This window comes from Tumebacillus algifaecis (assembly GCF_002243515.1).
GTDB classification, from domain to species: Bacteria; Bacillota; Bacilli; order Tumebacillales; family Tumebacillaceae; genus Tumebacillus_A; species Tumebacillus_A algifaecis.
This window is the reverse complement of record NZ_CP022657.1, coordinates 4,044,493-4,061,880: the sequence shown is the minus strand read 5'-3', so window position 1 is coordinate 4,061,880 and position 17,388 is coordinate 4,044,493. Positions and strand designations below refer to the sequence as shown.

The window sequence follows — 17,388 nt, the reverse complement described above, 5'->3', positions numbered from 1 at the left end:
AAAAAGGGGTTATATTATGTTTAATTATACTAATTGTATAACGTGGAGCATGTTGATGCAACGAGAAGAGGGGGAGAGCGAGTTGATCACATTTCGTCTGGTGCAACCGGAAGCGGATCGAGCGACTATCGTCACGTTCTATGCCGATATCAGTGAGGAAGAGGCAGCGCAAGGTGGTTTTCATTTTGATGAAGCGGAGTACCTCGAATTTGCCAAGCAAAAGGCGGCCGATTTGCCGGAAGGGTTTGTTTTTATGGAACGAGATGGGGAGACGATCGGCGAGTTAGTCTTGCGTAAAGCGGAGTACGAAGGGCGCGAAGTCGGCTATATCAGTTTCATCTACCTGATTCAAGCCGCCCGCGGAAAAGGCTATAGCGAGCAAATGATCGACTATGCGGAACGCCTGTTCACCAAGCTCAACCTGACCGAGTACCACCTGCGGGTCGCACAAGCAAATGCACGGGCGATCCGCTTTTATGAAAAACATGGATTTTACATTCTGGGCGAAGAACAAAACTCCATATCCCAAGCATGTTGGCGGATGGGGAAGCGGATCGCTCGATTGGGGAGGGGAGCGTAAAGCGCGGCACGGCATTGCTTGCGTTGCGCAAACGACTCATGTCTTACGGGAAAGGTCGATTGGCACAGGGGTGAGACCGGAAAGTCATTCAGTGAAATTTCACCATTCCAGATGGTGAAATTTTCTTCTCTCCCCTATCTTGTTACTGTATAATTTGATGTGATTGTATTTTTTACATGAGTAGCTTGTCAGAGTCGATCGATGCAACAGATAGGATCGACTCAAAAATCTGATATCCAATGGGGTAGGGGATGTTCGTCATGAAAGTAGAAACAACCTCAACACAAGTGCTCAATGAAAAGGCGGTGCTTGCCGCCTTGGAGCAGTCGTTAGCGATGATTGAGTTTAATACGCAGGGCGAAGTGCTTTGGGCCAACGAAAATTTTGCTCGGGCGATGGGGTATCGAGTGTCCGAGCTACCAGGTCTGCACCATCGGCAATTTTGTCCGCCCGATTTTGTGCGCAGCGCAGACTATGAAAAGCTCTGGGATAGTTTAAGAAGAGGGAAGAAGTTCCAAGAGAAAATCTTGCGCGTGACCAAGGATGGAAGAAGTCTGTGGCTCGAAGCCACCTATATTCCGATTCTCAATGAAGTGGGGCAAGTGATCGCCGTTCTAAAAGTAGCGACTGACATCACCGCAAGGGAAGCGGCGACCTCCAACCTAACGCTCGAGTTGCAGCAGATGGCGGAGAGCTTGTTCAGACGTACCGAAGATGGCATCAAGCGCAATCAGCAACTGGCGGACGCGATCGAACGTGTCATGCACGACAATGAGAGCAATCTCACCTCTCTGCACGACTTGGAACAACAGACAGGCGCCGTTCGCCGCATCGTGCAGACCATTCGGGATTTCGCATCGCAAACCAATCTGCTCGCTTTAAACGCTGCGATTGAAGCGGCCCACGCTGGGGAACATGGACTCGGTTTTAATGTGGTCGCGACCGAAGTTCGCAAGTTAGCGAAGCATGTACAGGAAGCGGCTCAAGAGATTCAGGCTACCGTGCTTGGCATCTCCAAACAGGTTGACAAGGTCAGCGGCGGAACGAAAAATTCCCAGCAAGCGATCGAGGAGAGTCAACATCAAATTCAGCAAGCGGTCGATGAGTTTGCCGGAATTGGGGAAGCGGCAGAAAAACTGGACATGCAAGCGAAAACATTAAGCCAAATGATGTAAACAGGCTTCGAATGATCGGACAATTGCAAAGGTGGTGAACGTACCTCGCAGCTGGAGCAGTCGCATACTGAGGGCGTTCGCTTCCGGTCTTGTGAGGCAGCGATCACGTCTATCGCCAGTCGTTCCTCGTGTCATCCCCTCCCCAGTCGTTTCGACCATCCACTAAAAACCATCCATCCCTCCGTCCTCATCCAGCAAGTGCTCGATCCGATCCAAGTGCTCCTGAATCCGCTCGAAAAACTGACCGACATGCACACCGTCCACCAGCGCATGATGGGCTTGCACGCCGAGCGGTATTTTTACCGTGCCATTCTCTTCAAAAAATTTGCCCCACGCGATGCGTGGAACACTGTCGTTTGCATCGAAATGGATGGGGTGCTGCACGCTGGTAAAGGAAACCCAAGGCAGGCAGGTGACGTAGAGCAGATTGTCGCGGCCCGGTTCGTCTTCGATGTAGACCGTGTCTTTTGCCGCTTCCATCACACGTGCGATCTCGTCGAGAAACGCGTTCATCTTCGCGTTGTACTGCGCTTTGCAAAAGCGGAACACATCTTCTGAGGTCATCAGCGTAAACGAGGGGTGCACCACATCATGCTCCACGACGCCGTCCTCCCGAATTCGATAGCGGAACTCTTTCAACTCATTGGCCGTCCGCATCACGGCATACAAAAACGTTTTGAAAAAAGACAACTTCCGCTCGCTGACCACTTGGGAAAAGCGGGTGACATCCACGTTCGCACAGACGTTAAAATGCGGATAGTCAAACGCTTTGAAGAAACGGTAGTGATTTTTTCGCGGCCAGTTTTCCATATCGATGTACTTTATCATTGTGTTCCCCTTTCAAAAACAAGGCTGTTTGCAAAATGTGACAAGCACCCTTATGGTGCAACTTCTATCTACATTCCATCCTAAGACAAGCTGTCGCGGATCAGGCGATTTTTTCAACCGGTTCCACGCTCCAACCCCAAAATTCGTTCCGCGTTCAGACATATGCTCTGCCAGCGGCGCATAGGATCTAACATGGCTGAGGTAAAGTAACGCGAAGGTCAAGCCCAGTCGTGCAGACAATGGAATATTCAAAGGGGAGTAGCTTGCAGGCAGCCCAATTGCCTGAGACAAAGTCGTCATGACGAGGACGTCGATCCTCCGGCTTTGTTGAGCCTAGTGTTTAGCGAGACCTTTGCCAGTCGCTCATGGCAGAGGTCTCTTTATTTTTGCCCCAAACAGGGACATTCTGTAGCGCGTGAAAGGAGCCATGTTCACCATGTTCGAGTATTTCTGGGCCTTGATCTCGATCATTATCATCGATCTGGTCGTCTCGGGTGACAACGCGATGGTGATCGCCCTCGCCTCTCGTCGCCTGCCGGACGTGCAGCGCAAACGCGCGATCTTCTATGGAACCTTGGGGGCGGTCGGGTTGCGTGTCGCCTTGACGGTGGTGGCCGTCTACCTGCTGCGCGTCCCATTGTTACAAGCGGTCGGCGGCGTTTTCCTGCTGTGGGTGGCGATCAAACTGCTCATCGACAACTCCGAGCAGGAAGCCATGGTGAAAGAGGGCGCGACGTTTGGAGCGGCGATCCGCACGATCATCGTGGCCGACCTCGTGCTGTCGCTCGACAACATCTTCGCGGTGGCCGCCGCGGGCAAGGAACATCTCTCGCTCGTCCTGATCGGTCTTGCCATCTCGATCCCGATCATCGTCTGGGGCTCGACGGTCATCCTCAAGCTGGTCAACCGCTTCCCGCTTCTGATCTACATCGGCGCGGGCGTGCTGGGCTGGACGGGAGGCAACATGTTGACCGACGACCAACTGCTCGCTCCGATCTTCGACCAACGCGTGTTGCAGGTGCTGATCCCAGCACTCACCGCGCTTTTGGTGATCAGCATCGGCAAATGGTGGACGTCTCGCCACAAGCAGGTCGAGGCCGAGGCGTCCTGATGTTTCACCTCCCTGTACACGCTGGCATACGATACAAGGCAGGAAGTTCGGCTTAGCGAAGGGGGAAGCGCGGTGCAGACCGATCGCAAGTGTTGCAGACATGGAGAATTCTGTTTCTGCAACCTGTCTGAAAACGCACTCACCCGTGTTCCCTTAGGTCACATGCGAGAGCGTGAGCGCGCCTTGATCCGCAAGATGATCGACCTGCGCGTCACCAGACAGGAGCGGGGCCCTGTGCCACTGCATGAACTGAAACAGGGAATGCTCATGAAAAAAACACCGCACTAGTTCGGCGGTGTTTTTCATGTTTCAAAAAACTGCATCAGTTCTTTGGTCAGCCACTCTGGGTGTTCTTCCATCGGCATGTGCCCACAGTGGTCGCACCGCTCATAGCGGACGACGTTGGGCAGAACATCTCGATAGCGATCCCCGATCTGCGGCGGAACGATGCGGTCTTGCTCGCCCCACAAGAGCATTGTCGGGATGGCGATGCTATGACACAGCTCCGGCCCGATGCCCGCTTCACGGTTCTTGACCAACTGGCGCACCGCCAGTGGAAACTCTTTGCGTCGATAGGGGGCGACATATTCGGCGATCACGTCCGACCCGTAGATCGACGGATCTTGAACGATGAGCGAAATCGAGCGCCGAAAGCCCCTTTCATCGAACCCGCGTCTGACCAACCAGCCCATCCAAGCGCCGGACAGCAGACGCCGCTGCCACGGTTTAAAGGCTGGACGAAATCCGTCGGCCGCGACCAGCACCAGCTGGCGAAACGGAGTGGGATCGAAAGAAGCCGCCAGCGCCGAAATCTCGCCACCCATCGAATGCCCGACGAGGCGCAGGTTGTGAAGTTCTAGTTGCTCGATCATGTTCAGCACGCGCCGGGCTTGCGCCGACTGTGAATAGTCGCCGTCCTGCGGCATGTCGCTCTGGCCAAAGCCGAGCAGATCGACGACATAGACGGTATAGCGCTCGGCCAGCTTTTCGGCCACCAAACGCCAGCAGTATGACGAAGCAAATATCCCGTGCACCAAAAGCACCGGCTCGCCTTGCCCGTGCACTTCTACATACAAAGTCCCGCCGTCAACAGCAACGTTCAGAACCTGCGCGCTCATGACAGCTTAGTGGTCGCCGTGATTGTTTTTGTTCGGGTTGGTGATCTTGAAACCTTCGCTCGGGTAGAGCAGATATTTGATCGACAGGCCGTCGATGAAGTCTTTGTTATCCGGGCCGACGAGCAGTTCCATGTCTTGCACGGTCACCACTTCATCCTCCGGCTTTTGCGTGTCGAACGCCAAACCGTAGTGGGCATGGTCGCCGTGCACGTGGTCAACATAGACGCGGCATTTCAGTTCCGGCTTGTTCTCTTGGGCCAATGCTTCGCGGATCTTTTTCGCCGCGAGCGAGTTCATCTCAATCGTTGTTGTCAAAGGGAAGCACCTCAGTTCAGTGAAATGGAATATCTCTTAGTATAGAGCATGCAGGAAGTCGATTCCAGCGCTATGCTTCCCGCGCCTCAAAAAAGGCTTGCATCAGCCGGCTTTGAATCATCGTCAGCAGGATCATCTGTAGCGGCAGCAGTAGGGCAATCGTCCCAAAGGAGAAAAATCCGTTCAAGAAAAAGGCCAACAGCGTTTGGATGACCACGATGGTTATAAATGCGGACAGGGCGCGCCGCTGCACTCGCTTGCGCAGTTCGACCGCACGCCGAAACGTCTTGGTAAACGCAGATCGCTCCACGAGCAGGACAAATTCAAAGAACAGAAAATGATAGCGAAACCAAAGCAGGAACGCGACCGACAGCAGCCCACCGACTTCTCCGACCAGCACGATCAACGGTATCATGACCGCTCCGACCAGCGTCTGCACGATCATCCAGAGCAGTAGCTTGCCATAGGTGTGGCTCAGATCGTCGAGCGGGCCGCCTGGCAGGTCGTGTTGGGAGCGGGCGAGCAGTGAGAGATAATAGGCATTGGCCGCGCCGTAAATCAAGACCGTCAGCAGCCCGATCACCAAGCTATACCCCTCGTCTGCTCTGGGCAGATGCGCCGCTTCGAGCAATTGCTGAAAGCTCGGCAGACCCAGATTGGCCGTCACTTTTAGCGACAAGATCGGGGCAAACGACTTGGGCGGACTGAGCAGCCACCAACTGAGCACTTGCATGACCACTTCATAGCCGATCGCAAACAGGGCGGCACCAAGCCAAAGCCAGCCTCTTCCATCTGAGTTTGTCGTCATGTCATCCCTCCTGACACGTTCTGCTTACAGTATAAGGGAAGCAGACACAGTCGCGGTTGCTTTAATTTAGAATATTCATAAATGAATAATGATTTAGGTGCTGACCTGTGCGTGGGACAAGTGTGGATTGTGATGGCGTGTAACCGTTTGGGAGCGAAAATCCATGAAAAATGCCGTCGTAGTATGCTGAATGTGCAAGGAAAACTAACGAGCAGGAGTTGATGAGTGATGAAAATGATCGGAATCGGAATTCTGGCGGCGATGACCATCATGACTTCCACAGCGGGTGCTGCACCTGCACCTGCGTCCGTCCAGGGGAACGATGGCGCTGCTGTGCAAGTCGGTGTGATGTGCGTGACCAAGACGTACACCATGTATTGGGATGAATGGGACTACATTCCGAACACAATGAAATATGGCGGTGAAACGCTGTATTTGGATTATTTCACCGATTATCCGAACGCATCTCGTCCTTACTCGAAGGCTGTTTATTCGAACTGTTGACCTCCTTTTGCTTACACATTCAACTCAACTATTAAAATGTCTCTTGTCAAAGGACATGTCCACATGCTAAGATACTTGCAACAAATGGAAGGGCCTCTAGGGAGCCGACGGGTGACCGGATCGAACCGAGCGGGGCCAGACGCGTCTGAGACGTGTTACACCGTGGGGATAAAAGACCTGCGGCAAGTTCCAGCACCACGGGAACTTGTCGGCAGGTCTTTTCTATTTTCCGGGACAATTTATGCAAAAAATGTAAAGGAGGAGTGTGCAGATGTCCGCGATACGTGTACAAGGGTTAACCAAATCATTCACGATGAAACACAAGCAAGCCGGGCTGAAAGGCAGTTTGCGAGGGTTGTTCAACCCGACGGTGACAGAAAAGGTGGCGGTGAAGCCGATCGATTTCACGGTGGAGCCGGGCGAAGTGCTGGCCTTTCTCGGGCCGAACGGGGCTGGCAAATCGACGACGATCAAAATGCTGACCGGCATTCTGCACCCGAGCGGTGGGGAGGCGAGCGTGCTCGGATACCGCCCGTGGACAGAACGGCAGAAGCTCGCGTTTCGGATCGGTTCGGTCTTCGGCCAAAAATCACAGCTGTGGTACCATCTGCCGCCGCTCGACACCTTCGAACTGATGGGGCGCATCTACGAAGTCGGGCCGAACGATTTCCGAAAGCGCCGCGACGACCTGATCGAACGGTTCGAACTCGGCCCCTACCTGCACACCGCCGTCCGCAAATTGTCGCTTGGCGAGCGGATGCGCTGTGAGATTGCTGCCGCTCTGCTGCACCGTCCGCAGATCGTCTTTCTCGACGAGCCGACGATCGGACTTGACGTCGTGGTCAAGCAGAAGATCCGCGAACTGATCCGTGAGATGAATAAAGAGGAAGGCACCACCCTGTTTCTCACCTCGCATGATGCAGGCGACATCGAACAGCTGTGCAAGCGGGCGATCGTAATCAATCACGGGCAGATCATTCTCGATGATTCGGTCACCAACATGAAACGAGACTTCTTGACCTATAAAACGGTCCAGCTCAAGCTGGCCGATACGCCCGATCATTTCGAGTTGCACGGTGTGCAGATCGTCAAGCAGAAGGGGAGCGGACTCAAACTCTCCGTCGATACGGCGCAGACGACGATCGAGGAGGTGTTGTCCTATATCGTGCACAACCACCGCTTGGTCGATGTGACGATTGAAGACCCGCCGATGGAAGAGATCATCACCCACATCTACGCCCGCACGGGCCATGAGGAGGCGAGGAACGATGCTGAACATCTCGTCTGAGCCCCGCGTGTCCACGCTGGCTTTGAAATTGGCCAAATACACGGCGGTCGGCCGGATTACTGTGCGCAATCATCTTGCCTATATCTATGACTTTTTGATTCGGTCACTGTTTTTGCTCGTCATCCTCTACGTATTTATCCAACTTTGGAGCGTTACCTATGACAGCGTCGGTACCACAACGATCGCCGGGTACACGTATGAACAGATCATCTGGTACCTGATCTTTGCGGAAGCGTTCGTGCTGGCCGCGCCGAAAGTTTCATTGAAGGTCGAAGAAGAGGTACTGCAAGGGGACATCGGCTATCAATTGACTCGTCCGATGAACTATCTGCTCTATCACTACGCATCCTACATGGGCGAAGCGTTGGTGCGAGTTGCGATCAACTTGGTTGTCGGCGGACTGCTCGGACTCTTGCTGTTTGGCTGGCCCGATTTTGGCTTTGGCTGGCTAGGCTTTTTGATTTTGATGATCGGCTCGTACACGGTGCACTATTTGATCACGATGATCGTAGGTCTCTGCGCGTTGTGGGTCGAAGAGGTGCGCGGGATCGACTTTGTCTACAACAAATTGCTGTTCACCATTGGCGGGATGATGATTCCGCTGGAAATGATGCCCGAGATGCTACAGAAAGTCTGCGAGTTCCTGCCGTTTCAAGCGATCGTCTATTTTGCGGCGAAGACGGCGGTGCAGTTCGACTTGATGACCTTGTGGAAAATGCTCGGCATCCAAGCGCTGTGGGCGATTGTGATCTCCCTGCTTCTGAGGTTGCTGTACGCGAGAGGAGTGAAGAAACTCAATGTCAACGGCGGTTAAGTACCTCAATTTTATGATCACCTGCTGGAAACTGAACCTGGCGGGGGCGATGGAGTTTCGCACCTCCTTCTTCATGCAGGTCGGGATGATGTTGCTGAACAACGTCGTATGGATTTTCTTTTGGGGCGTGTATTTCACCCGCTTTCCGATCATGAACGGCTGGGAGTTTACCGACGTCATGATGATGTGGGCGGTCTCATCTGCGGGCTATGGGTTGTCTGTGACGTTGTTTGGCAACGTCTCCCACCTGTCGAGAATCATCGCCACAGGACAGCTCGACACCTATTTAGCGCAACCCAAGCCCGTCCTGCTACATGTGATGATCTCACGCATGCAGATCGCGGGGTTCGGTGACATTTTATTCGGGTTGATCCTGTTCGGGGTGTTTGGAGATCTAAGTCTCTTGGGGGTCGTCAAATTTGGCTTGGCGCTGCTCATCGCGATGCTGATTTTTACTTTTTTCTTGGTCATCGCGCACTCGTTGGCCTTTTACATCGGCAATGCCGAGGGAGTGGCGGCCCAATTTTTTATGACCTTCATCACCTTTGCGACCTACCCGACCGATATTTTCCGAGGCATCGGCCGTCTGATGCTGTTCACGGTGCTTCCGGCCGGATTTATCTCCTATTTACCGGTTGGCTTTCTGCGCGATATGAATTGGACGTTTACGCTGACTGCGCTGGGGGTGGCACTGCTTTTGTCCGTCGGCGGAACATGGTTTTTCTATCGGGGGCTCAAACGGTACGGTTCAGGCAACATGATGAGCGTTCGGATGTAAATGAAAGAAATTTTGTCTGTGCGTGAAGTGTTTTCCAAAAAAGACTCGTCTATTTGTATGGAAGGGTCTTTTTCTGTTATAAAATAGGAGATGAGATGCTAGTTTTAAGAACCGGAGGGTAGACATGGGACAAACACCAGTTGTACAGATTCGCAATCTGACCAAAAAGATTGGTAACAAGACCCTCGTCGAAGGGTTGACATTTGACATCCCGCGCGGTGAGGTATTCGGTTTTCTCGGCCCGAACGGCGCCGGTAAGACCACGACGATCCGCATGATCGTAGGCCTGATGAAGATCACCGAGGGCCAAGTGATGATCAATGGCAAGGATGTGGAAAAAGACTTTGAAGCGGCGATGACCGAGGTCGGGGCGATCGTTGAGAATCCGGAGATGTACAAATTCATCTCGGGATACAACAACCTCGTTCATTTTGCACGGATGAACAAAGGTGTGACGATGCAGCGGATCGATGAAGTGATCAAGCTGGTCGGTTTGGAAAACCGCATCAACGACAAAGTCAAAACGTACTCGCTTGGCATGCGCCAGCGTCTCGGTCTCGCCCAAGCTCTGCTTCACAAGCCGTCGGTGCTGATCCTTGACGAGCCGACCAACGGACTCGACCCGGCGGGGATTCGCGAACTGCGCGATCATCTGCGGATGTTGGCCAAACAAGAAGGGCTGTCGGTCATCGTCTCCTCGCATCTGCTCACCGAGATGGAACTGATGTGCGACCGCATCGCCGTCATCCAAAACGGTAAACTGATCGATGTTAAACCGGTGCGGGAAATGGTTGGCGAGGCCGAGCAGATGGTGGTTCGCTTCGAGCTCGATCGTCCGGAAGAAGGGGCCAAGGTGTTAGAAGTGGTGTTCAGCGGCGCAGGCATCACGCAGGATGCGGACGGGCTGGAACTGACGATCACCCGCGAGCAGATCGCCGATGTCAACCGTCAGCTCGTGCAGGCTGGACTGAGCGTCTTTGGCATCCGCACTCTGACCAAATCGCTCGAAGATCGATTCCTCGAAATGACTGGGGGTAACCAAATTGTTTAACCTCATCCGCAACGAAAATATGAAGATCTACTTCCGTCCGCGCACTTGGGTGATGGTCGGGGTGCTGATCTTAGCGGTTGTCTTGCAATTGGTGATCACCGACCGTTTCATAGCCAAGCCGGTGGAAGGTCAGGATTGGAAGCAAGAGATGACCGAACAGAACAACAACATGCGCCAAGCGATCAGCGAACAGAGCGACACGATACCAGAAATGGCCAAGAAGCAGATGGAAGCGAACATTCTGATGAATGAATATGCGATCGAGCATAATATCGCCCCGTATGAATATACCGCTTGGCGCTTTGCAGACGCCGCATCGTCACTTGTATTTCTCGTCACCCTGTTCACCGTCATCGTCGCCGGAGACATCGTGGCGACCGAATTTGGCTGGGGCACGATCAAGCTGCTCTTAATCCGCCCGGTGAGTCGAACGAAGATCTTGTATTCCAAATACTTGTCCACCTTGGTGTACGGCTTGATGCTGCTCGTGATCTTGCTGATCACCTCCTTCTTGCTCGGCGGTCTGGTCTTCGGCTTCAGCGGAGTGGACCAACCGTTTATCTACGTCGATCAGGACGGTGTCGTGCACCAGATGAACATGGCCAGCCGCGTGCTGATGTCCTTTGGCTTTGAAGCGGTAACCTTGCTGATGATCGTCACGATCGCTTTCATGATCTCCGCATCGTTCCGTTCTTCGTCGCTGGCGATTTCCTTATCGATCTTTGTGATGTTTGCTGGCACCACCGTCGTACAGGTGTTGTCGCGCTATGAATGGGTCAAATACATCCTGTTCGCCAACATCGACCTCTCCATGTACTTCATGGGCTCGCCGATGATCAAAGGCATGACGCTCGCTTTCTCGCTGACCATGCTTGCCGTGTACTTCATCATCATGCACGCAGTCGCATGGCTGATGTTTACCAAACGAGATGTCGCAGCTTAACCAAAAACCGACGGGCGTTCTGCCCGTCGGTTTTTGCTTGCATACAAATGCCCTCCCAGCGCATAAGCCAGGAGGGCATTTGTATGCAAGCTGAGACCGTTTGGAAAAAACGGTCTTACTCGCGATCTTGCGGGGCAAAAATGTCGATGCCAAGGTTGTTCAGCACGGCCACCGCTTCCTCGACGGGAAGTCGGGGCAGACCGAACTCGTCTTGGAGCACCTGTTTGATCTCGCGAACCGAGTGCAACTGCTGCTTGTGGGCGGTGCCGTCCGTCAAGCGTGTGGTGAGCGTGTTGTTGACCAGCGAAATCGAGCGACCGCGATCAGGCTGCCAGAGTTGGCAGCGCAACGTGTTCATAAAAAACGTGCGGCCCGGCGTGTTCTGCTGTTCGATCTTTTCGGCAAAATCTGCGAAGTCAAGCTTCTTTGACGGGTACATCTCCCACTCTAAGGTGACCTGATCGTGCAACAGGTGTTGGAAGCGCATGACCGTATCGGGTGCGGTCGTGGGCAGGATGCGGATGCCCGTTCCACAAGAGACCGCCTCGCCACCTGCAGGCAGGGGCAAGGGACGGAACACCGGAGCGCCGACGCCGACATCCACGTAGTGCAGCCCGGTTGGAAGCTGGACGAGGATGCCCATGTGGTTCTCACTGAAGCCGACCAGCCACGCGTCATAACCAAGTGCGGTCAGCAGTTGCTGAAACGATGAGTTGTGCGTGAAGCAGGTGCCACCGACATCGAGCCGGTGCATATTTTCCACAAATACATCAATCGGCGGGATGAACCAGCCTGTCTGCTCATATCTTGAAAAGTAATAGAGTTTCGAGATGTTCTCAAACGCATTGGTGGTCAGGTGTGCTGCACACAGCCGGGCCAGCGCGTCATAGCTTGGCGCTTCGGCAGGAAGGTGCAAGCGCTGTAAATAGGAGGCCACCCAGTCCATCAATCGCCACCACCTCCACCGTCACTGCCGCCTCCGCTATCACCGTGGTCACAGCTAGAATCGTGTCGGTGGTCATCGTGGCTGCTCGAGGTGACATATCCGCTGCTGTCCCGAACAGGCTGCTTTGGATTCCGCTTGCTCCTGATGCCAATCACCGCGGCAATCGCAACAAACGCCACGAGTATGATCAATTCCATGCGTCTCACTCCTTAACGTACGAACGATCTCACAAATAGTTCCATCTGTGATAAGTCAACAGTATAGGGGGAGGCCCCGTGAGTCAAGATGACAAATTGCAACAACTGGAGGCCGAACTCCACCTGCAAAAGCAGTAGATCCGATCATTGCGAGGTCAACTCGCCATTTCTACAATAAAACGCACGAGTAAAGAACGACAAGCAACCAGCATGCATCAGCAGGCAAGGTCTCATCTGTCAGCAAGGGGATCGGTGTCCGCGCGACTTTTGATGTTCCAGACTTGGGACTTGGGACATCACGCAAAGCAAGGAACGGTATCCACCTTCTAGCAGGGACTCCAACTCCGATGGGTGCTTTTTTGATTCCACTTCAGTATAGTAAAGATTACAGCAATCCCTGTTCAAAGGAGGACTTCCTAATGACAATCGACAAGATCCAAACTCAAAATACGCTCGCTGGAGCGCTCGGCATCGAACTGACCGAACTCACGCCCGATCGTGTGGTCGCTACCATGCCCGTCCATCCGCCAACTCATCAGCCCTTCGGCTACCTGTACGGCGGCGCATCGGTCGCGCTTGCCGAGACGGTCGCCAGCGTCGGCACTTGGAACCTGATCGACCAAGCCACCCAAGCTTGCTTCGGACTAGAAATCAACGCTAACCACATCCGCTCTAAGCGCGATGGCATCGTCACAGCAACGGCAACACCGCTGCATAAAGGTCGGACCACGATGGTCTGGGACATCAAAATCACGGACGAAGCGGACAAATTGATCTGCGTTTCGAGATGCACAGTTGCCATCGTCCCCCAATCGTCATGATCATCGGCACAGGTGTTGACATCACCGAAATCGCCCGCATCGAGCGGCTCCTAGGTCGTCTCGGTGAGAAAATATGGCAACGGATCCTCGCGCCCGCAGAACGCCGCACCTTCACTTCGGACAAGCGCCGCATCCAATACTTAGCGGGCCGTTTTGCCGCCAAAGAAGCGGCAGCGAAGGCGCTCGGGACCGGATTAGGCAAAGTGGGCCTGCATGACTTGATCATCGTGAGCAACGAGGCGGGTGCCCCCATCCTCACCCTGCATGGATTGGCCGCTGAAATCGCCGAGCAACAAGGCATCACAGCGACTCATCTGTCCATCTCGCACAGCGACCAATATGCGATCGCCCAAGTGATTCTCGAAAAACGTCCCGCCTAAATCTTGTACATAAACGGCGTGGGACGAGAATAGACATGTACCAGTGCAGAGGGACTTTCGCTCCCTCTCGTGATATTTCCCGGGGAATTGCGACAGGACATCACACCGCCTGTCGAAAAAGGTAAGGGGGAGAGAGAACGTGCGATTCAACCAGCGATCAGTTTACCTCGTTCTCATCACTGTACTGGTACTCAGTCTCGCGATGGTCGGCTGCGGGAGTAAGAATCAAGAAACGGTGATGAAAGACCTGACCAACTTCAAGCAAGAACTAAAAAGCTACACCTCGAAGGCAACGATGACCGTCACAGCCCATAACAGCCAGCAAAAGTATTACATCGAAACGTGGTACTTAGCACCAAACTACTATCGAATTGCGCTGGGCAATGATCCGAAGGACATCACGCAGGTGATCGTCAAAAACGACGACGGGATCTTTGTCGTGTCCCCGCAGTTGAAAAAATCATTCCGCTTTAAAGGGGATTGGGCTGAAAACCAAGGCCATGTCTACTTGTACCACGCAGCGGTAGATCGCATCCTGAAGAGCAAAGATCTTGCCTATGATGCCGCAGAAGGCAAACTGTCTTTCACCTTGAAGATGGAGCCGGAAAACCCGCTCATCGCCAAACAGCGCATCGTGCTGAACGAAACGAATCTCCACCCGTTGCAAGTCGCACTACTCGACAAAGATGCCAAGTCGGTCGTCTCCGTCGATTTCGACTCCTTCTCGACCGGCGTCGATTACAAGAAAGAAAACTTCACTTCCGAAGCGGCGATGGCTCTGGCCCCGACTGACGCCCAGCCGGTGATGGCAGGGGCGAAAGATTTTGGTATCATCGAGCCGCGCTACTTGCCGGAAGGTGTTACCAAACTTCAGCCGCAAGAGAGCAAGTCGAGCGTCATGTTGCGCTTTTCCGGTGACAACCCGTTCACGATCATTGAACAGCGCCCGGCTGCCAAAGACTCGGCGATGCGCAGTGGTGAACTCGTCGATCTCTGGGGCACTCCGGCTGTGCTCGCGCAGGTAGATGGCGGTGAGACTCGCTCGATGCACTGGTTCCACAACAATGTCGAATTCTCATTGACGGGCAAACTTCCGGTCGAAGAGATGGTCAAAGTGGCCCAATCGATGATCGGTACGGTAGGAAAATAGTCATTTCGTCCGAATTTATCAGGGAGTGCCGAACGAAGTGGCACTCCCCCTATTCAGCAGGAACCGGCACCCAACTGTCGAATTCTTACAACCAGCAACCAAAGGGACGGTGAATCAAAGTGGATGGGAAGTATGTACGCCAAACTTGGGCGGAGATCAACCTCGATGCCATCGGACACAATGTCCGCGTGTCGAAACAAATTCTGCCTCCGGGCACCGGAGTGATGGCGGTGGTCAAAGCGAATGCCTATGGTCACGGAGCGAGCCAAGTGGCGGAGATCGCCCTGCAAAACGGAGCGGAATACCTTGGCGTAGCAGCGGCAGACGAAGCGATCGAGCTACGCGAGGCGGGGATTACAGCCCCGATTTTGATCTTAGGGTACACCCCGACCAACTTTGCGAAAGACATCGTCACCTACGATCTGACGCAGACAGTGTTCAACACCGATCTGCTCCTCGCCTTGGATCGGGCGGCGCGCGAGCAGAACACCAAGGCAAAGATCCACCTCAAAGTCGATACGGGGATGGGGCGGCTTGGTTTTACCGGCCTTGACGAGGTGGTGGGCTTTGCCAAACGGGCAGCCGACATGCCGGGAATCAACCTCGAAGGCATCTTCACTCATTTTGCAACTGCGGACGAGCTGGACTCCTCCTATGCGGAAGAGCAGATCAGCCGCTTTGCCGCTGTGCTGGAACGCTTGCAACTTGCAGGTCTGAAGATCCCGCTTCAGCATATATCGAATAGTGCGGGCATCATCCAATATACGAATTGCCCTGGCAACATGGTTCGACTGGGCATCTCGATGTACGGCTATTACCCGTCACAAGAAGTGCCTAAAGATGTGGAACTCCAACCAGCCCTGCGCTTTGTCTCACATGTCGTGCACCTCAAAGAGGTGCCGGCAGGAACCAAGATTTCTTATGGGGCGACCTTCGAAACCAAAGCGCCATCGAAGATTGCCACCATCCCCGTCGGCTACGCGGACGGTTATTCGCGCCTGCTGTCCAACAAAGGGGAAGCGTTGATCCGTGGCATGCGCGTTCCGGTGGTTGGCCGTGTCTGTATGGATCAGCTCATGCTCGACGTGACGGAGGTCGAAGCGGTCGAGACGGGTGATGAGGTCGTGCTCTACGGACGGCAGGGAAATTCGGAAATTCCGCTCGATGAAGTGGCCGACAAAATTGGCACGATCACCTATGAAGTGCTGTGTGTGCTCGGGCGCCGAGTGCCGCGCAAATTTCAACATTTAGGTAAGACTGTAGAGGTTCAAACGATGTAGCAAGTTGCGTTTCTGGTCGAAACTGGTATGAAAGGCGAGGGGCTTTGACATACTTAGGCTATGATGGGTATAATACTCGTTGGATGTCTAGTGTAAAGGATCTTGCATTGTTGCTTGGAGGTGCCGCGTTTTGTCCAAAACCAAACGCATTATGGTTAGTGTACCGAATCATCTGTTGCAGGAAGTGGACGGTATTGTGGAAAAGGAAAACCTGAACCGTAGCGAGTTCATCCGTGAGGCTATGAACCTGTACCTGCAAGAGAGAAAGAAGCGCTATATTCGGGAGTCGCTGCAAAAAGGCTATCTGGAAATGGCGAAGATTAACCTAAACATCGCATCAGAAGCGTTTTTGGCGGAGGAAGAGGCGGAGACAACTCTAGACCGTTTAGTTAGCGGGGTGTAGTCGGTGAATGTAAAGCGCGGCGACATCTATTTTGCTGATTTATCGCCCGTCGTTGGTTCTGAGCAGGGCGGGTTTCGACCGGTCCTCATCATCCAGAACGACATCGGCAATCGATTTAGTCCAACGGTGATTGTCGCGGCGATTACCGCGCAGATTCAAAAGGCGAAGCTGCCAACCCATGTGGAAATAGACGCAAAAACTTACGGTTTGGATCGTGACTCCGTCATTCTGTTGGAGCAAGTCCGCACAATCGATAAACAACGTTTGACCGATAAGATCACTCATCTCGACGATGAGCTGATGGCCAGGGTGAACGAGTCACTGATGATATCCTTGGGGCTCATCGAGTTCTAATAAAAAGAGCTGATTCTGAATGCAAGTGTACTTGCACACAGATCGGCTCTTTTTTGCAAGAAAAAAACTACCTGACCGGAGTCAGGTGGTTTTTGTTTTTTTACTTAGGAATGCTGGGTGCCGCCGCGGATGATCACGTGGTTGCTTCTTCTGGCCGATTCATCTTCCAGAAGGATGTCAACCGCATTGTTCTGGAGGTAGAATGTATCACCGCGAATGATCACAGCAAATTGCTCGAAGTCTGGCACGTCTCCACGGATGATAACCTTCGCTTGTAGGTCGGGGACATCACCGCGGATAATGACATCTTGAAAGCTGAAGCTGAGTGCTGTAACGGCAGCGATTGCGAAACTGAGGATTGCGAGTTTTCTGTTCATGTAGAACTCCTCCTAGTTGCCCTCGGGGGGGACAAGAGACTTTTTTACTACTTCAATAGATTGAAGTGGCAAAAATAATAGAGTCATCAACAAGAATATAGCATAGTTTAGTAGGACTGACAAGGTTGTTCGCTAAAGGAGAACGGCGATTACTTTAAAAGTATCTG

General features: G+C 53.3%; 23 protein-coding genes and 1 pseudogene. 17 read left to right on the top strand and 7 right to left on the bottom strand.

The genetic code is table 11. The features are described from left to right. Positions 1-55: 55 nt before the first annotated feature. The 3 genes and pseudogenes from CIG75_RS18040 to CIG75_RS21650 all read left to right on the top strand — a co-directional run bounded on the left by CIG75_RS18040 (position 56) and on the right by CIG75_RS21650 (position 1,755). Entirely contained in the window at positions 56-580 is a 525-nt protein-coding gene (locus CIG75_RS18040; protein WP_157729634.1) for a GNAT family N-acetyltransferase, read from the top strand. A gap of 251 nt (positions 581-831) precedes the next feature. After that, positions 832-1,230, top strand: a pseudogene (locus tag CIG75_RS21655) (PAS domain-containing protein); the annotation flags it as partial. A gap of 33 nt (positions 1,231-1,263) precedes the next feature. Continuing rightward, positions 1,264-1,755: a methyl-accepting chemotaxis protein gene (locus CIG75_RS21650; protein WP_407701298.1), complete on the top strand. Its 492-nt coding sequence runs from the start codon at positions 1,264-1,266 to the stop codon at positions 1,753-1,755. A gap of 162 nt (positions 1,756-1,917) precedes the next feature. Here the strand turns inward: CIG75_RS21650 and CIG75_RS18030 are convergent, their stop codons facing one another. After that, the gene (locus CIG75_RS18030; RefSeq protein ID WP_227874280.1) at positions 1,918-2,583 is read right to left on the bottom strand and encodes a chloramphenicol acetyltransferase; all 666 of its coding nucleotides are present in this window, start codon (positions 2,581-2,583) and stop codon (positions 1,918-1,920) included. Positions 2,584-3,019: 436 nt separating this feature from the next. Here CIG75_RS18030 and CIG75_RS18025 point away from each other — a divergent pair, with 436 nt between their 5' ends. Then, entirely contained in the window at positions 3,020-3,694 is a 675-nt protein-coding gene (locus CIG75_RS18025) for a TerC family protein (protein WP_157729633.1), read from the top strand. A gap of 72 nt (positions 3,695-3,766) precedes the next feature. Further along, the gene (locus CIG75_RS18020) at positions 3,767-3,982 is read left to right on the top strand and encodes a hypothetical protein (protein ID WP_094237907.1); all 216 of its coding nucleotides are present in this window, start codon (positions 3,767-3,769) and stop codon (positions 3,980-3,982) included. Between the two features lie 14 nt (positions 3,983-3,996). Here CIG75_RS18020 and CIG75_RS18015 read toward each other — a convergent pair whose 3' ends face one another. The 3 genes from CIG75_RS18015 to CIG75_RS18005 form a co-directional block, all read right to left on the bottom strand. Then, a complete protein-coding gene (locus CIG75_RS18015; protein ID WP_094237906.1) occupies positions 3,997-4,812 on the bottom strand; it encodes an alpha/beta fold hydrolase in 816 nt (271 codons plus the stop codon). 6 nt (positions 4,813-4,818) lie between these two features. Further along, a complete protein-coding gene (locus CIG75_RS18010) occupies positions 4,819-5,127 on the bottom strand; it encodes a HesB/IscA family protein (RefSeq protein WP_227874279.1) in 309 nt (102 codons plus the stop codon). A 70-nt stretch (positions 5,128-5,197) separates the two neighbouring features. Beyond that, a complete protein-coding gene (locus CIG75_RS18005) occupies positions 5,198-5,935 on the bottom strand; it encodes a hypothetical protein (protein ID WP_094237905.1) in 738 nt (245 codons plus the stop codon). A gap of 228 nt (positions 5,936-6,163) precedes the next feature. Here CIG75_RS18005 and CIG75_RS18000 point away from each other — a divergent pair, with 228 nt between their 5' ends. The 6 genes from CIG75_RS18000 to CIG75_RS17975 all read left to right on the top strand — a co-directional run bounded on the left by CIG75_RS18000 (position 6,164) and on the right by CIG75_RS17975 (position 11,313). Beyond that, positions 6,164-6,439 carry a hypothetical protein gene (locus CIG75_RS18000; protein ID WP_094237904.1) on the top strand — a complete coding sequence of 92 codons (276 nt, stop codon included), beginning with the start codon at positions 6,164-6,166 and terminating at the stop codon, positions 6,437-6,439. A 271-nt stretch (positions 6,440-6,710) separates the two neighbouring features. Beyond that, complete coding sequence (locus tag CIG75_RS17995) at positions 6,711-7,727, top strand: ABC transporter ATP-binding protein (RefSeq protein WP_094237903.1); 1,017 nt, start codon at positions 6,711-6,713, stop codon at positions 7,725-7,727. Continuing rightward, entirely contained in the window at positions 7,708-8,541 is an 834-nt protein-coding gene (locus tag CIG75_RS17990) for an ABC transporter permease (RefSeq protein WP_227874278.1), read from the top strand. The genes CIG75_RS17995 and CIG75_RS17990 overlap by 20 nt, the downstream gene beginning before the upstream one ends. Further along, complete coding sequence (locus CIG75_RS17985; protein ID WP_094237902.1) at positions 8,525-9,319, top strand: ABC transporter permease; 795 nt, start codon at positions 8,525-8,527, stop codon at positions 9,317-9,319. Before CIG75_RS17990 ends, CIG75_RS17985 begins: the two co-directional genes overlap by 17 nt. A 124-nt stretch (positions 9,320-9,443) precedes the next feature. After that, positions 9,444-10,370 (top strand): ABC transporter ATP-binding protein, encoded by a 927-nt coding sequence (locus tag CIG75_RS17980; protein WP_094237901.1) that lies wholly within the window; start codon positions 9,444-9,446, stop codon positions 10,368-10,370. Beyond that, complete coding sequence (locus CIG75_RS17975; protein WP_094237900.1) at positions 10,363-11,313, top strand: ABC transporter permease; 951 nt, start codon at positions 10,363-10,365, stop codon at positions 11,311-11,313. The genes CIG75_RS17980 and CIG75_RS17975 overlap by 8 nt, the downstream gene beginning before the upstream one ends. 115 nt (positions 11,314-11,428) lie before the next feature. Here the strand turns inward: CIG75_RS17975 and CIG75_RS17970 are convergent, their stop codons facing one another. Together CIG75_RS17970 and CIG75_RS21710 are read right to left on the bottom strand one after the other, a co-directional pair. Then, a complete protein-coding gene (locus tag CIG75_RS17970; protein ID WP_094237899.1) occupies positions 11,429-12,259 on the bottom strand; it encodes an arylamine N-acetyltransferase in 831 nt (276 codons plus the stop codon). After that, entirely contained in the window at positions 12,259-12,456 is a 198-nt protein-coding gene (locus CIG75_RS21710; RefSeq protein WP_094237898.1) for a hypothetical protein, read from the bottom strand. Before CIG75_RS21710 ends, CIG75_RS17970 begins: the two co-directional genes overlap by 1 nt. Before the next feature lie 419 nt (positions 12,457-12,875). Here CIG75_RS21710 and CIG75_RS17960 point away from each other — a divergent pair, with 419 nt between their 5' ends. The 6 genes from CIG75_RS17960 to CIG75_RS17935 all read left to right on the top strand — a co-directional run bounded on the left by CIG75_RS17960 (position 12,876) and on the right by CIG75_RS17935 (position 16,844). Then, complete coding sequence (locus tag CIG75_RS17960; protein ID WP_094237897.1) at positions 12,876-13,277, top strand: hotdog fold thioesterase; 402 nt, start codon at positions 12,876-12,878, stop codon at positions 13,275-13,277. Next, positions 13,274-13,657: a holo-ACP synthase gene (acpS, locus tag CIG75_RS17955; RefSeq protein ID WP_094237896.1), complete on the top strand. Its 384-nt coding sequence runs from the start codon at positions 13,274-13,276 to the stop codon at positions 13,655-13,657. The genes CIG75_RS17960 and acpS overlap by 4 nt, the downstream gene beginning before the upstream one ends. 139 nt (positions 13,658-13,796) lie before the next feature. Beyond that, positions 13,797-14,807 carry an outer membrane lipoprotein-sorting protein gene (locus CIG75_RS17950; protein WP_094237895.1) on the top strand — a complete coding sequence of 337 codons (1,011 nt, stop codon included), beginning with the start codon at positions 13,797-13,799 and terminating at the stop codon, positions 14,805-14,807. Positions 14,808-14,926: 119 nt separating this feature from the next. After that, positions 14,927-16,087, top strand: coding sequence for an alanine racemase (gene alr / locus CIG75_RS17945; protein WP_094237894.1), 1,161 nt, complete (start codon positions 14,927-14,929; stop codon positions 16,085-16,087). A 151-nt stretch (positions 16,088-16,238) separates the two neighbouring features. Beyond that, a complete protein-coding gene (locus tag CIG75_RS17940; protein WP_087459185.1) occupies positions 16,239-16,490 on the top strand; it encodes a CopG family ribbon-helix-helix protein in 252 nt (83 codons plus the stop codon). A gap of 3 nt (positions 16,491-16,493) precedes the next feature. After that, on the top strand, positions 16,494-16,844 hold the full coding sequence (locus CIG75_RS17935) for a type II toxin-antitoxin system PemK/MazF family toxin (protein WP_087456648.1): 351 nt from the start codon (positions 16,494-16,496) through the stop codon (positions 16,842-16,844). A 104-nt stretch (positions 16,845-16,948) separates the two neighbouring features. Here the strand turns inward: CIG75_RS17935 and CIG75_RS17930 are convergent, their stop codons facing one another. Beyond that, on the bottom strand, positions 16,949-17,221 hold the full coding sequence (locus CIG75_RS17930) for a hypothetical protein (protein ID WP_094237892.1): 273 nt from the start codon (positions 17,219-17,221) through the stop codon (positions 16,949-16,951). Positions 17,222-17,388: the final 167 nt, after the last annotated feature.